Source organism: Tenacibaculum aquimarinum, from assembly GCF_022478115.1.
Classification (GTDB): domain Bacteria; phylum Bacteroidota; class Bacteroidia; order Flavobacteriales; family Flavobacteriaceae; genus Polaribacter; species Polaribacter aquimarinum_A.
Map to the genome: position 1 here is coordinate 20157 of NZ_JAKGSC010000008.1, position 14511 is coordinate 34667.

The following is a 14511-nucleotide window of genomic DNA, read 5'->3' on the forward strand; positions in this document are numbered from 1 at the left end:
TAAATGTCTAAAGAAAACAACATAGAATCGGAAAGTGATTTACAAGAAATAGATTTAGTTAGTTTAATCAAAACCTTAGTAAATAAAAAGAAAACTATATATAGGCTATTATTTATATTTATGGTAATAGGTTTGTTTTTAGCAGTTTTTACGCCTAAAGAGTATACTGGATCTACAATTTTTGTGCCTCAAGGAACTGATGGTAAAAAATCTGGTGGTTTGGGAGGTTTAGCAGCTTTGGCTGGTATTAATATTGGTGGTGGAGCTGGAGATTCTGGAATACCTTTAAATCTTTACCCAGAGATTATTAATAGCATACCTTTTCAAAAGGAATTAGTAAAAACACCATTAACAATTAAAGGACAGGAAAGTAAAATAACTTATAAAGAATATTATGATTCAGTATATAACCCTGGTTTCCTATTTCATTTAAAGAAATATACCATTGGTCTTCCAGGCTTTCTTATTAATAAGTTTAAAGGCGAAGCTAAAGATAATGTTCAATCTAAGGTAGATTCTGATAGTATTTTTCATATTACATTCAAAGAAAAAAAATTATTCGATCAACTTAAAAGCCAAATTTCATTATCTGTAGATAGAAACGATAATTTTATTACGTTAAAAGCAAAAATGCCAGAAGCAATTTCCGCTGCCGAATTAACTTATAGTGCTGAGAAAATATTAGAGAAGTACATTATAGATTATAAGATAAAAAAATCTTCAGAAAAATTAAGTTTTATAAATAAAAGATTCTCTGAAAAGAAAAAAGTTTTTTTAGAAAAACAGCAACAACTAGCAAGTTTTCAAGATAGAAATAGATATTCAAACTCTGCTCGTTCACAATCTAGATTAACTTCACTTCAATCAGAATTTGATCTAGCTTATAATATTTATAATGAACTAGCACAACAAATTGAAACTCAAAAGATTCAAGTAAAAGAAGATACTCCAATTTTTACAGTTATTAAGCCTGTATCTGTTCCTATGGAAAAATCTGCTCCAAACAAATTAAGTATATTTTTAGTTTGGACATTTTTTGGTTTTTTCCTGGGTATTGTTTTGGTTTTTGGGAGAGAGTTTTATAATAATTACAAATTAAAAAACTAACGAATAAATGAAAAATTTCGCACTTATAGGAGCAAGCGGTTATATAGCGCCAAGGCATTTAAAAGCAATTAAAGATACTAATAATAATTTACTTGCAGCATTAGACAAATTTGATAGTGTTGGTATAATGGATAGCTATTTCCCAGATGCTGCATTTTTCGTTGAAACTGAAAGATTTGACAGACATCTTGAGAAATTAAAGTATGATAATAATATTGATGTTGATTATGTTAGTATTTGTACTCCAAACTATTTACATGATTCTCATATTAGAATGGCTTTACGAAGAGGTGCAGATGCAATATGTGAAAAACCTTTAGTTCTTAATCCATGGAATCTAGATGCACTTCAAAAAATGGAGATCGAGTCTGGTCAAAAAGTTTATAATATTTTACAATTAAGATTACACCAAAGTATTATAGATTTAAAGAAGAAAATTGATGCAGCTCCAAAAGATAAAATTTTTGATGTAGATTTAACATATTTAACATCTAGAGGAAGTTGGTATTATACATCGTGGAAAGGAGATTTATCAAAGTCTGGTGGAATAGCAACTAATATTGGTGTTCATTTTTATGATATGTTATCTTATATTTTTGGTAAGGTTAAAAAAAATGTTGTTAATATTCACACCCATGATAGAGCAGCAGGTTATTTAGAGTTTGATAGAGCAAGAGTTCGTTGGTTTTTATCAATAAACTATGATGTTTTACCAGAAGAAGTTAAGGCAAAAGGACAAAGAACATATAGATCTATTACTGTTGAAGGTGAAGAATTAGAGTTTTCAGGAGGTTTTACTGATTTACATACGAAAGTGTATAAAGGAATAATTGATGGTGAAGGTTATGGTTTAGAAGATGCAAGACAAGCTATAGAGATTGTTCATGAAATAAGAAATTCTACTCCTATTGGATTAAAGAATGACTATCATCCATTTGCAAAATTACCGTTAGCAGAACACCCTTTTAATAAATAACCAAGAAACTTTAAAATAGGAGTTTGTTTTAATGAAAATATTTACAAATATTTTTAAGTCAGAGTTTGCAAAGAATGTACTAACTTTAATGACTGGTACAACTATTGCGCAAGCAATACCTATTGCAGTAACACCAATATTAACAAGGATTTATACTCCTGAAGACTTTGGAATATTTGCTCTTTTTTTAGCAATAACAGCAATTACTGGTGCCATTGCAAATGCACAATATGAAAAAGCTATTGTTTTACCAGAAAAGGATGAAGATGCGCTTAATCTTCTTTCGTTAAGTGTAATAATATCTACAGTATTTAGTGTTTTACTATTAATTTTAGTTTTATTATTTAAAGATAAGTTTGCTTTACTTCTTGGAGATGAGAAAATAGGTAATTGGTTATTTTTAGTTCCTATATCTACATTTTTGATTGGGCTTTTTAATGCATTAAGTTTTTTTAATATTAGAAAAAAGAAGTTTAAAAATGTTTCAACTTCTTTAGTTACTAAATCAACTTCTTTAACATTAACTCAAACGTTATTAGGTTTTATATTAAGTAGTCCAGTTGGTTTAATCATTGGTCAAATTGTTTCTAATTTTACAGGAAATACAGTTTTATACAAAACTGTTAAAGAACAAAAAGAAAATTTTACATTCTCTAAAATTGAAGTTAAAAAGCAAGCCAAGTTATATAAAAAGTTTCCACAGTTTTCATTACCCTCAATTTTTTTAAATTCAATTAATTTAAATTTAATTAATTTTATAATTACTGCTATTGCATCTACTGTAACCTTAGGTTTCTATTCATTATCTCAAAGAATTTTAGGTGTCCCCTCTAGAGTTATCGGTGCTAGTTTTAGTCAAGTTTATTTTCAAAAAGCTAGTGATGAGTATAAGTTGAAAGGTAATACTAATTTAGTTTTTCAGAGAACACTTAAAAAGCTAATATTAATTTCGGTACCAATATTTTTAGTTTTATTTATTTTTGCAGAGCCATTATTTGAATTTGCTTTTGGAGATGAATGGAGGATAGCAGGAACATATACTAAAATTTTAATACCTTTAGCTTTAGCAAGATTTGTTAGTAGTTCTCTTTCTGTGACATTAAGTGTACATCAAAAACAACAGTTTAGTTTATATATAAATTTGTTGTTATTAAGTACAACTATTATTTTGTTTATGATTACAAAATATTATAATATTGGTTTTGAAGAATTTCTTAAAATATATTCTTATATTCTTGCATTTGAATATGTACTTTTTATTTTAATCTATAATAGAATATCTAAAGGCAAATAATATGAGTTGGAAAATTAATTTAATTAAAAAAATTTTTTCAAAAAAAATAAGCGCTAGAATTATATTTTTAGGACCAAAAAGATTTGTTCAATATTTTATAGCACAAAAAATTTTTAGAATTAATTCTAATGTACCTTGGCCAGTACATTGGTCTTCTACAGTTACACACCCTAATAATATCAAGAAAAAATCTCAGCTCCCTTTTTTGGGACATCACTTTGGATGTTATATTCAAGCCAATAATGGTATTCATATAGGATATAATTTAAGATATGGACCTAATGTGCATATAGTATCTGCAAGTCATGACTTAAATGATTATGAAAAACATACCAAAGGGAAACCTATTATTATTGGTGATAATTGTTGGATTGGGGCTGGAGCAATTATTTTGCCAGAAGTGGAATTAGGAAATCACATAATTGTAGCTGCAGGATCTGTTGTTACAAAATCGTTTAAAGAAAATAATGTTTTAATAGCCGGTATACCTGCTAAAATAGTAAAAGAATTAGAGTCATATTCAGGTAAATTTAATGGAATTGAAAAGTAATAACTTTATAGAAAGCCCAATTTTTGTAATTGGTTGTCCTCGTTCTGGTACAACTTTATTGAGATTAATACTTAATTCTCACTCCGAGATATCTATACCTCATGAGTTTTTTTTAGTTGAAAAAGTAATAGAAAAATTCGGGAGTATTGAAAATATTAATATAAAAGAAGCTTTAGATTTTATTTCTTCACTAAAAAAATACAAACATTATCAAGATTGGAATTTAAATGAAAAAGATTTAATCTTAAACATTAAAAAACATTCAAGTTTAACTAAAAACAAATTAATTCAATTAGTTTATTTAGCATATCTGAAGACTCAAAATGGAAGTAAAATAATTTGGGGAGATAAAAATATTGGTTCCTTATCTTTTATTGAAGAAATAATTGAAATTTTCCCTAAAGCTAAATTTATACATATTGTTAGAGATGGAAGAGATGTAGCTTCCTCATTAAAAAAAGTTAAATGGGATTTTTATAAATTTCCCAATCTAAAATATAGATATGTAAATAATATAAAAGGAACAGCTTTAACTTGGAATGATGGTTTAAGTCTTATAAGTAAAAATAAAAAGAACTTTAATAAAAATAATTTTTTTGAATTAAAGTATGAAGACCTAGTAGTTAGTCCAGAATCTATAGTACATAATTTATGTAATTATATTAATGTAGATTTTGAAATTGAAATGCTTGAGTTTTATAAGCCTAAAAAAGGAAAAGAAATATCTAATGAAAGGTTAAAGAATACTCATGAGAATACTCAAAAACCAATTCTTAAAAATAATTTTAATAAATATTTAAATACTTATTCAGAAAAGGAAATAGCAATTTTTGAAAGGTTTTCTAAAGAGAATTTATTACTATTTAATTATAAAACAAACCAAGAATATTTTAAAGTATCTAACACATCATTTTTTTTAAATAATGTAAAATATTTTTTCCAGCACAATATAAATTTATTAATACTGAATTTTAAAATAGTAATAAAAAGAATTATTAATAGATGATTACAATATCAATAAATAAAAAATTTGAAAAGGAGAAAAGATATATCCTAGATGTGTTTTTTTCTGATTTTTTAGGGCTGAGTTATACAATTAATGTTACTGAGGACGATAATTATACTATAACATTAGGTAATAATAAAATTTTAGTTGTTGACTCTTTTTTTAATAAACTAGACAATCAAGAGTATATTCATTTAAATAACATTCCTAAAGAAATAAATTATTTGAAACCAGACTTTTTAGGTTATGAAATTCCGATCCTTTATGGAGAAGGAACAATTAAAAATGAACCTAGAAAAATAATAGTAAATGCAGATATTTTTGCATCAGCTTTTTTTATGTTAACTCGTTGGGAAGAAATTTTAATTAAGGAACGAGACCAACACAATAGGGTTTCATCAAAGTCTTCCTTAGCTTATAAATTCAATTTTTTAAACAAGCCAATAGTAAATGAATATGTAGAGCTATTATGGGGTTTATTATTAGAATCTGGAATTGACCAAAAGAGAAAAGAAAAGAAATTCAATATAATTCCTACTCATGATGTAGATTTACCAAGACATTGGTGGAGTTTTAAAGATTTTTTAAAAAATTCAATAGGAGATTTAGTTAAAAGGAAAGACCCAAAAGCTTTTTTGTTTTCTTGTAAGAATTACTATAAGAAAATAGTAAATAACCAAGACCCTTTTGATACCTTTGATTATTTAATGGATGTTTCTGAAAAATATGATTTAAAATCACATTTTTTTTTCATGAGCGGCGGAACATCAAAAAAAGATAATTATTATAAAATTAATCACCCTGTAGTTTTAGATATTATTCAAAAAATAAATAAAAGAGAACATGTAATTGGTTTTCATCCATCTTATAATGCTTATAATAACAACGAGCAATATAAAAAAGAATTAGAAGCATTACAGTCCGTGTCGCCACAACCAATAAAAACAGGAAGAGAACATTTTTTACGTTTTGAAAACCCAACCACTTGGCAAATTTGGAATGATAATAACATGGATTGGGAAAGCACTATGACCTATTTTGATAAAGCTGGATTTAGATGTGGTGTGTGTTATCCTTTTAAAACTTTTAATGTAAAAACAAGAGAATCTCTAGATTTGATTGAAAAACCATTGATAGTAATGGAAGGAAGTTTCATAACTTATGGTAAATTTACACCAAAGAAAATGCAAGCTGAAATACAGTTATTAGTAGATCAAGTTAAAAGATTTAATGGAGAGTTTGTTTTTTTGTGGCATAATTCAGCATTTAACACTAAATTATGGAAACCTTATCAAGAGATATATAAAAAAATTATAGATGAAAATTATAACAATAATAGGAGCTAGACCTCAATTTGTTAAAGCAGCAGCTTTAAGTAGAGAAATTGCAAAATTTAACAATGTAGAAGAGATAATTATTCATACAGGTCAACATTTTGATGAAAATATGAGTGATATATTCTTTGAGCAAATGCATATTCCAAAACCAAATTATAATCTAGGAATTGATAGTTTGGGTCATGGAGCAATGACCGGTAGAATGATTGAAGGAATTGAGAAAATTACTTTAGAAGAAAAACCAGATTGGATTTTAGTGTATGGAGACACAAACTCTACATTAGCTGGAGCAATAGTTGCGTCTAAACTTCATATAAAATTAGCACATGTAGAAGCAGGTTTACGTTCTTACAATATGGAAATGCCAGAAGAAGTAAATAGAATTTTAACTGACAGAATTAGTAATATTTTATTTTGTCCTACAGAAACAGCTGTAAATAATTTATCTAAGGAAGGATTTGATAATTTTTCTTGTGAAATAAAAAATGTTGGTGATGTTATGTATGACGCTGCGTTATTTTATAAAAACAAAGCTCAAAAACCAGATTTTAATTTACCCGATGAATTTATTTTATCAACCATACATAGAGCTGAGAATACAAATTCAAAAGAGAAATTAAGTTTAATTATTGAATCATTCAATAAAATAAATAAAGAGACACCAGTTGTTTTAACATTGCATCCAAGAACCAAGAGTTATATTGAAAAATATAATTTAAAACCAGAATTTACTTTAATTGACCCAGTAGGTTATTTAGAAATGGTTTACATGTTAAATAATTGTAAGTTAGTGATGACAGATAGTGGTGGATTACAAAAAGAAGCATATTTCTTTGAAAAACCATGTGTAACGCTTAGAGACCAAACAGAATGGGTTGAACTTGTTAAGCATGGAGCAAATGAACTTACAAATATTTCAATTAATGAAATATTTACAGCTTATGAAAACAGTTTAAATAAAGAAATTGATTTTTCAAAAGAACTTTATGGAAATGGAAAATCTTCAAATAAAATTATTGAGGCATTACTAGTAAAATAATAATAACGTGGTAAAAAAAATACTTTCTCTTTTTATTATTCTTAGTTTTTTTACAAGAACATTAGCAGCAACTAGTGCAGGTGCTTTGGGTAGAATAACATTGGCTGATTTTTTTGGAGCTTTAGCTATAATAACTTTTTTAGCATATAATACAAAATTTAAAATTCCAGTTTTAAGTGTAGGTAATTTTATGTTTGTAATATTGGTTGTGCCTGGTATTATGGCATCATTAGCGCCCCAAAAAACATTCTTAGAAGTTGTTATTTTATTTTTCCTTTTTTTAGTAGCTGTGTTATTGTATAATACATTTGATTCTAAAAAAGGCTTAGATGAGTTAATTTTTCTTTTTTCATTAGCAGGGTTGATAGCTTCAGTTACAGGTATTTGGGATACTTTAGCGATGTTTACTTCTTTACCACAAATATTCCCTTCAAGAGCAGCGGGGGAGGCAATTTCCGGCTTTAGAAACGGAGGGCAAGCAGGAGCGTATATGTTAGTTGTACTCACCATGTTAATACCTTTAAGAGGATCTTCACTATTTAACACCTTAGTTCCCAAAACAAAAAAAACAGTAAAATTATCTTTAATTTTTTCTTCAATTTTTCTAATTTTAACGGGTAAGATAGCTGCATATATTGGTGTTGGTTTTGGAGTTTTTTTTTATTTGATATTAAGAAGAAAATTTATAATGCTTTTACCTTTGTCTCTATTTTTGGGTTTAGTAGTTTTTTTAACACCATATGTAGAAGTAATTGCGCCGATGTTATATAAGAGGTTGAATTCTAAAATACAAACGCGTATAGTTGATAATGTTTCTGGAGAAAATAATTTAGCTGAAGAAGGATTTATAGCCGATAATTTTAAAATAGCATTTGAAGTATTTCTTGAGAAACCACTTACTGGTGGAGGTCTCGGAGGTGTTGGAGGAGGCAATTATGGTAGTCATGAAATTCATAGTACTTATTTGAAAATTATTGGAGAATGTGGTATTTTTGGAATAATCGGATATAGTCTTTTTATGATTTTATTTTTAAGAGTATTTTTTTTAAAATCATCCAAGAAATTAAATCCATATAAAAATTATTTAACTTTAATGTTCCCCTTTATATTAGGCTGTTTGGTTAGTTGGAGTTATACATATCATATGAGGAAAAGAGAGTTCTATATTTTATTAACCATAGTAAGTATAACTTACTTTTTAGCAAAAGAGTTTGAAAAAGAGTTAAGTAAAAAAAAGATACTAGAATGAAAACAATTTCAAAAATAACTACTTTTTTTTGGATGTTAGTTTACCCTTTAAGGTTAAAATTAAAACAAAATATTTTTCTTTCTGGAAAAATTAAAACAAAAGGCTTACCATATATTCATGTTAAAAATAAATCAAAGATTTTTATAGGGGAAAATGTAACTCTTAACTCTAGTAATTTTGGATATCATATAAACCTGCATACTTATGTAAAGCTTTTAGCAGATGGGAAAGAGTCTGAAATACATATTGGAGATAACACAAGAATTCATGGTAGTTGTATTCATACTCAATCTAAGATAAGTATTGGAAAAAATTGTTTAATAGCTGCTAACTGCCAAATAATTGATAATAATGGGCATCAAACTTTAATGAAAGACCCAGAAAATAGAATACATACTACAGATACACCTAAACCAATTACAATTAAAGACAATGTATGGATAGGTGCAAATTCTTTTATACTGCCAGGTGTTACAATAGAATCTGGCAGTGTTATTGCAGCGGGAAGTATAGTAAGTAAAGATGTGCCCAAAAACGTAATTATTGGAGGTGTGCCTGCCAAAATATTAAAAACTTTATAGATTAATGAAAAAAGTATTAATTGTATCATATAGTTTTCCACCAGATAATGCTCCTGCAGCACAGAGGCCTTATTTTATGGCTAAATATCTTATTAAGTTAGGTTATGAAGTAGTGGTTTTAACAGCCAATAATTCTAATAGCTCTATGGGGAAAAGTAACTGGGCTGATATAAGTGGAATAAAAATTGTAAATATAGACGCAATTAAAGTTCCTTTTGTTTCTAAAAGAACTAATACCGCAAATGCTAAAGTTAATGTTAAGGGAAAAAAGACTAGAATAAAGACATTTCTATTTTCAACTATTAGAGCTGTAATGGAAGAATTAATGATTCCAGACAAAGGCCTTGTTTGGTATCCTAACGCATTAAAAGAGGCTAAGAAATTACATAAAGAAAATAACTTTGACTTTGTTTTTTCCACTTCTCCATCAATGATAAATCATTTAATTTCTAACAAGTTAAAAAAGAAATTCAAATTAAAGTGGATTGTAGATATTAGAGATTATTATTATATTGAAGCTAGAGAAAATGAAGGTTATTTTTTTAGAAAGTTTTTTGATAAAAGAATAGAAAAGAAAGTGCTAGTTAATTCTGATTTAAGTGTATTTATTTCTGAGTCAATGAAAGTTGAATATCAAAATAGATATCCATTTTTAAAAGATAAATCTTCAGTTATTTATAACGGTGTAGATAAAAGTGAGTTCAGTAACTTTAAAACAGATTTAATAAAATCTTCTGATAAAATGACAATATTTTACGCTGGATCATTTTATGCAGGGGTTAGATCTCCTATACCTTTACTTGCTGCAATAGATAAGCTTATTGATGAAAATAAAGTAAACTTAGATAGAATAGAGCTAAAAATTGCTGGGACATTAGATGATATTACATTTACAAAAATGAAGGATTTTAAATCTTTTAAATGTGTAAACTATATTGGGAAAATTACCAGAAAGGAAGTTCTTGAGGAACTAACAAAAGCCCATTTATTATGGTTAATTATAGGTGATTCCAAAGCACATTACACTGGTTTTCCAGTAAAAGGGTTTGAATATATTGGAGCAAAAACACCTATTTTAGTATTTACTCCTAAGGATTCAGAGCCTCAAAGAATAATTGAAGAGCTTAATTGTGGAAAAAGATTATCTAATACTTTAGATGAAGTTAATATTACTCAGAACGCAATAAACGTTGGAGAGTATTACCAAAGTTTTTTATCTGGAGGTTTAAGTAAATCTATAACTATTGATGATAATATACTAAAGAAATACACTAGAAGTTTTCAAGCAGAACAACTGTCAAATCAATTTAAAAAAATAAATAATGGATAAAGAAAAAATATTTTTGTCTTTACCTCATTTTTTTAAAAATATTGCGGTTTCACTCTTAGGAAATAAAAATAAAAGACAGCGTAAAAAAGGAAATTACAATTCGTATTTAAATTTATTTAAAGATTCAGCTAGTTGGCCTAAAAATAAACTAGAAAACTACCAAAAAGAAGAACTAGCAAAACTTTTATTAGAAGTATTTGAGTTTTCTCAATACTATCAGAAAATATTAATAAATTTAAAAGTAAGTAAAGAAGATATAATTAATGCGCCTTTTAAAGTGTTAAATAAAATGCCCTTTTTAGAGAAAGAAACTTTAAAAAATGATTTAGAATTATTAGTAAATACAATTCCTAATAGAGCTAAAGACCTAGTTAACTTTACTAGCGGAACAACAGGAACACCTACAATTACATATTATGATAATGATTCTATTCAGAAAAGTTTTGCTTTGCTTAATAGATACTATAATTTAAGTGGATTAAAAGAAGGTTTTAAAGGGCTAAGATTATCGGGGAGAATTATTGTTAAACCCAACAAAGTTAAACCCCCTTTTTGGGTTTTTAACTCTTCAGAAAATCAGTTGTTTGTTTCAACATATCACTTAAATGAAATAAATTTAAAACCTATAGTAGAAAAAATTAACAAATTCAAACCTGAGTTGATTGAAGGGTATCCATCTGCAATTTATATTATATCGAAGTACATTAATGCAAACAATATTAAACTAAGTTTTATCCCTAAATGTATCTCTACTACTGCAGAAACATTATATGATTATCAAAAAGAAGAAATTTTTAGGGCTTTTAAAACTACAGCTTTAAATCAATACTCTTCATCCGAGGGTGGAGTTTTTATAACTGAATGTAAAAACGGAAAGTTACATTTAAATTTAGAATCTGGTATTTTTGAATTTTACAACTTAAAAGGAGAGAATGCAAAACCAGGTGAAATGGCAGAGTTAGTTTCAACCAGTTTTAGAAATAGTAAAACACCTTTAGTAAGATATAAAACAGGAGATTGGGTTAAGTTACCTGAAAACTTAAGCGAAGTTTGTAGTTGTGGAATGAACTCTTCTTTTGTAGAAAAAATAATTGGAAGAGAAGATGATATTCTTTTTACTGAAGAGAAAGGATATGTAGGAAGAATGGATACAGCTTATAAAGGTCTTGTTGGTATTTCAAAATCTCAAATCATTCAAGAATCACCAAATTTAATTATCGTTAATCAGGTTATTGATGAAGATTATACAAAAGAAATGGATGTTAAGTTTATTAAAAACTTAAGAGATAGATTAGGTACTACTGTTAATATAAAAATTAATAATGTAGAAAACATTCCTTTAGGAGCTAATGGAAAATTTAATGCAGTAATTAGAAAATTTGAACTCCCAATAGAATGAAATTAAACAATATATATACATTTTTTATAATAAGTTTTTTCTTTATTAATTGTGCAGCAAACTTATCTAGTAACACAACTAATTCATTTAATCAAAAGTCGAATAAATATAATGTAAAAGATTTTGGGGCGAAAGGAGATGGAATTAAAGATGATAGTTTTGCAATCCAAAAATGTTTTAATTATATAAACTCTATTGGAGGAGGCGTTGCTTTTTTCCCAAAAGGGACTTATATAATTTCAAGAACTGAACAAAATGGTAAAGCGTGGTGTCTTTTTGCAACAAATAATTTAAAAATTGAAGGAGAGAATAAAGATAGTACTATTATAAAATTAGCTTCTAAACAAAGAAATTATACCAGAATGTTATATGTTGAGGAAGTTAATAATGTTAAAATAGAAAATATAACTTTTGATGGGAGTAGAATTCTTCAAAATAACCCAACTAAACCAAGTGAGCATTTAGGAGGAGTTTACATTAATTCCTCATCAAATGTAATTATTAAAAAATCTAATTTTATTAATACAGGTGGAGATGGAATAGGAATTAGAGGACCAAACTTACCAAGTAAAAACATAGTAGTAGATTCTTGTTTTTTTGATGGAAATTTTAGAAGTGGTGTTGCTTTAGGTAGCGGATTTGACACAGTTAAAATTACTAATAATTTTTTTGGTAAAAATATAGATGATTCTTCTATAGACACAGAACCAAGTAGCGGTATCTGCGAGAATGTATTAATAGAAAATAATATTATTAAAACAAAATCTCTAGTTACTATTGGTGGCCCCAAAATTAATAATACAGGTAAAAAATTTATTATTAGAAATAATAAACTATCAAGTTCTTTGTTTTTAGTAAGAGCCCAAAATGTTATTATAGAAAACAATGAGATAACATTAGAAAACCCCAAAAGACCAGCAATAACTTGTCTTGGGAAAAATGATAGTATTTATATTAAAAATAATACCATATCTGTTAAGAATAAAGACGCTATTCAATTAACACAAGCAAGAGGGGAGAATAACAGGCCAGAGAATATTTTTATAACAAATAATACTATTGCACTTAAAGGAGAAAAAGTTAAATTAATTAATTCTAGAGGTGTAAAAAATGTTGTTATTAATGATAATACCTTTAAAGGGGATAATAATATTGGCGTTTATTTCTTCTCAAACTATAAAATTAATGAAATTACAGTTAACAATAATTTTTTCTCAAACTTTAAGACAAGTATAAAACTTCAACCTTTAAAAAATAAAATATCTAATGTAAATATTATTGATAATAAAATTACATCAGTTAATAATTCAGAAAAGAGTATAGATATAGAGTATGCTGGAAGTAAAAATAATTTAATTGAAAACATTTATATTAAATCTAATAAATTAAATGGTAAAGTTTATTCAAACGTTACTAAAAGAAAAGATCAACTAATTAAATCTAATTAGTAATAAGGTTTATGAAAAAGAAGTTAATAAGAATTACAACAGTACCACTTTCATTAGAAAAGCTATTAGAAAATCAGCTTAAATTTATGAAGGAATATTATGATATTACCGCTATATCTGCAGAAAAGGAAAGGTTAGAAAGGTTTGGTGTAGATCAAGAGGTTAAAACTTATTATCTTGAATTAACGAGACAAATAACACCTCTTAAAGATTTTAAGGCGTTATATAAACTCTATAAATTTCTTAAAAGAGAGAAACCTTTTATAGTACATACACATACACCAAAAGCTGGTTTAATAGGTATGTTAGCGTCTTATTTTGCTAAAACACCAAATAGATTACATACAATTGCTGGCTTACCTCTTTTACAAATGAGCGGGGTAAAAAAACAAATAGTTAACTTAACTGAGAAAATAACTTTTGGTTGTGCAACAAAAGTTTACCCAAACTCTTTTGAACTTCAAAAAATAGTAAATAAACTAAAATTAGTTAATCCTAAAAAATCTGAAGTAATTGCCAATGGTAGTTCTAATGGAATAGATACAGGTTACTTTAATCCTAATAATTACTCTGAAGTAAGTAAAAAGGAGCTGAAAAAACAGTTAGGGATTAATGAAAATGATGTGGTTTTTATCTTTGTTGGTAGAATTGTTGGAGATAAGGGAATTAATGAATTAGTTAAATCTTTTAATACATTATCTTTAGAAGAAAATAACATAAAGCTTTTACTTGTAGGCCCTTTAGAAACAGAATTAGATCCTTTAGAAGAAATTACTTTGCATAATATTAAAAGCAATAAAAGCATCATAAGTGTTGGCTATCAAAAAGATGTTAGACCTTACTTTTCAGTTTCTAATGTTTTAGCATTTCCTAGTTATAGAGAAGGATTTCCTAATGTAGTTTTACAAGCAGGAGCAATGAAACTACCAAGTATTGTTTCTAATATTAATGGATGTAATGAGATTATTGTACAAGATGTTAATGGATTAATTATCCCTGTTAAAAACTCAGAGGCATTATATAAAGCAATGAAACAGTTATTGTTAAATAAAGACTTAATAACTAATTTCTCAAAAAAATCGAGAGAATTAGTTAAAGAAAAATACGAAAGAAGAGTGGTTTGGGAAGCACTATTAAAAGAGTATAGGAAATTAGAAGAGCTAAAAGCTTAATTATTTATACTTTTGAAAAAAAA

At 27.0% G+C, this 14511-nt stretch carries 13 protein-coding genes; all 13 read left to right on the top strand.

The window, feature by feature from the left end; translation table 11 throughout:
• Positions 1–3: 3 nt before the first annotated feature.
• From L1S33_RS12170 to L1S33_RS12230, 13 genes are read left to right on the top strand one after another with little or no spacing between them, the layout of a single operon-like run.
• Positions 4–1107, top strand: a complete 1104-nt coding sequence (locus tag L1S33_RS12170; protein WP_240562532.1) for a Wzz/FepE/Etk N-terminal domain-containing protein — start codon at positions 4–6, stop codon at positions 1105–1107.
• A 7-nt stretch (positions 1108–1114) separates the two neighbouring features.
• Positions 1115–2083, top strand: coding sequence for a Gfo/Idh/MocA family protein (locus tag L1S33_RS12175; RefSeq protein ID WP_240562533.1), 969 nt, complete (start codon positions 1115–1117; stop codon positions 2081–2083).
• A gap of 31 nt (positions 2084–2114) precedes the next feature.
• Positions 2115–3377, top strand: a complete 1263-nt coding sequence (locus tag L1S33_RS12180) for a lipopolysaccharide biosynthesis protein (protein ID WP_240562534.1) — start codon at positions 2115–2117, stop codon at positions 3375–3377.
• Position 3378: 1 nt separating this feature from the next.
• Complete coding sequence (locus tag L1S33_RS13230) at positions 3379–3927, top strand: DapH/DapD/GlmU-related protein (RefSeq protein ID WP_303435625.1); 549 nt, start codon at positions 3379–3381, stop codon at positions 3925–3927.
• Positions 3917–4933 carry a sulfotransferase family protein gene (locus L1S33_RS12190; protein WP_240562535.1) on the top strand — a complete coding sequence of 339 codons (1017 nt, stop codon included), beginning with the start codon at positions 3917–3919 and terminating at the stop codon, positions 4931–4933. The genes L1S33_RS13230 and L1S33_RS12190 overlap by 11 nt, the downstream gene beginning before the upstream one ends.
• Positions 4930–6279, top strand: coding sequence for a polysaccharide deacetylase family protein (locus L1S33_RS12195; RefSeq protein ID WP_240562536.1), 1350 nt, complete (start codon positions 4930–4932; stop codon positions 6277–6279). The genes L1S33_RS12190 and L1S33_RS12195 overlap by 4 nt, the downstream gene beginning before the upstream one ends.
• Positions 6251–7309, top strand: a complete 1059-nt coding sequence (gene wecB / locus L1S33_RS12200) for a non-hydrolyzing UDP-N-acetylglucosamine 2-epimerase (RefSeq protein ID WP_240562537.1) — start codon at positions 6251–6253, stop codon at positions 7307–7309. The genes L1S33_RS12195 and wecB overlap by 29 nt, the downstream gene beginning before the upstream one ends.
• A gap of 7 nt (positions 7310–7316) precedes the next feature.
• Positions 7317–8558: an O-antigen ligase family protein gene (locus L1S33_RS12205; RefSeq protein WP_240562538.1), complete on the top strand. Its 1242-nt coding sequence runs from the start codon at positions 7317–7319 to the stop codon at positions 8556–8558.
• The gene (locus tag L1S33_RS12210) at positions 8555–9139 is read left to right on the top strand and encodes an acyltransferase (protein ID WP_240562539.1); all 585 of its coding nucleotides are present in this window, start codon (positions 8555–8557) and stop codon (positions 9137–9139) included. Before L1S33_RS12205 ends, L1S33_RS12210 begins: the two co-directional genes overlap by 4 nt.
• A 4-nt stretch (positions 9140–9143) precedes the next feature.
• Complete coding sequence (locus L1S33_RS12215; RefSeq protein ID WP_240562540.1) at positions 9144–10469, top strand: glycosyltransferase; 1326 nt, start codon at positions 9144–9146, stop codon at positions 10467–10469.
• Positions 10462–11868, top strand: coding sequence for an acyl-CoA synthetase family protein (locus tag L1S33_RS12220; protein WP_240562541.1), 1407 nt, complete (start codon positions 10462–10464; stop codon positions 11866–11868). The genes L1S33_RS12215 and L1S33_RS12220 overlap by 8 nt, the downstream gene beginning before the upstream one ends.
• Entirely contained in the window at positions 11865–13316 is a 1452-nt protein-coding gene (locus tag L1S33_RS12225; RefSeq protein WP_240562542.1) for a glycosyl hydrolase family 28-related protein, read from the top strand. Before L1S33_RS12220 ends, L1S33_RS12225 begins: the two co-directional genes overlap by 4 nt.
• An 11-nt stretch (positions 13317–13327) precedes the next feature.
• Complete coding sequence (locus L1S33_RS12230) at positions 13328–14488, top strand: glycosyltransferase family 4 protein (protein WP_240562543.1); 1161 nt, start codon at positions 13328–13330, stop codon at positions 14486–14488.
• The last annotated feature ends 23 nt before the right edge of the window (positions 14489–14511 follow it).

What these genes read in the sequence shown, in the direction of transcription:
- L1S33_RS12170 (WP_240562532.1), top strand. Translation starts at nt 4, where the DNA reads ATGTCTAAAGAAAACAACATAGAATCGGAAAGTGATTTACAAGAAATA.
- L1S33_RS12230 (WP_240562543.1), top strand. Translation starts at nt 13,328, where the DNA reads ATGAAAAAGAAGTTAATAAGAATTACAACAGTACCACTTTCATTAGAA.
- L1S33_RS12220 (WP_240562541.1), top strand. Translation starts at nt 10,462, where the DNA reads ATGGATAAAGAAAAAATATTTTTGTCTTTACCTCATTTTTTTAAAAAT.
- L1S33_RS12175 (WP_240562533.1), top strand. Translation starts at nt 1,115, where the DNA reads ATGAAAAATTTCGCACTTATAGGAGCAAGCGGTTATATAGCGCCAAGG.
- L1S33_RS12210 (WP_240562539.1), top strand. Translation starts at nt 8,555, where the DNA reads ATGAAAACAATTTCAAAAATAACTACTTTTTTTTGGATGTTAGTTTAC.
- wecB (WP_240562537.1), top strand. Translation starts at nt 6,251, where the DNA reads ATGAAAATTATAACAATAATAGGAGCTAGACCTCAATTTGTTAAAGCA.
- L1S33_RS12180 (WP_240562534.1), top strand. Translation starts at nt 2,115, where the DNA reads ATGAAAATATTTACAAATATTTTTAAGTCAGAGTTTGCAAAGAATGTA.
- L1S33_RS12195 (WP_240562536.1), top strand. Translation starts at nt 4,930, where the DNA reads ATGATTACAATATCAATAAATAAAAAATTTGAAAAGGAGAAAAGATAT.
- L1S33_RS13230 (WP_303435625.1), top strand. Translation starts at nt 3,379, where the DNA reads ATGAGTTGGAAAATTAATTTAATTAAAAAAATTTTTTCAAAAAAAATA.
- L1S33_RS12215 (WP_240562540.1), top strand. Translation starts at nt 9,144, where the DNA reads ATGAAAAAAGTATTAATTGTATCATATAGTTTTCCACCAGATAATGCT.
- L1S33_RS12225 (WP_240562542.1), top strand. Translation starts at nt 11,865, where the DNA reads ATGAAATTAAACAATATATATACATTTTTTATAATAAGTTTTTTCTTT.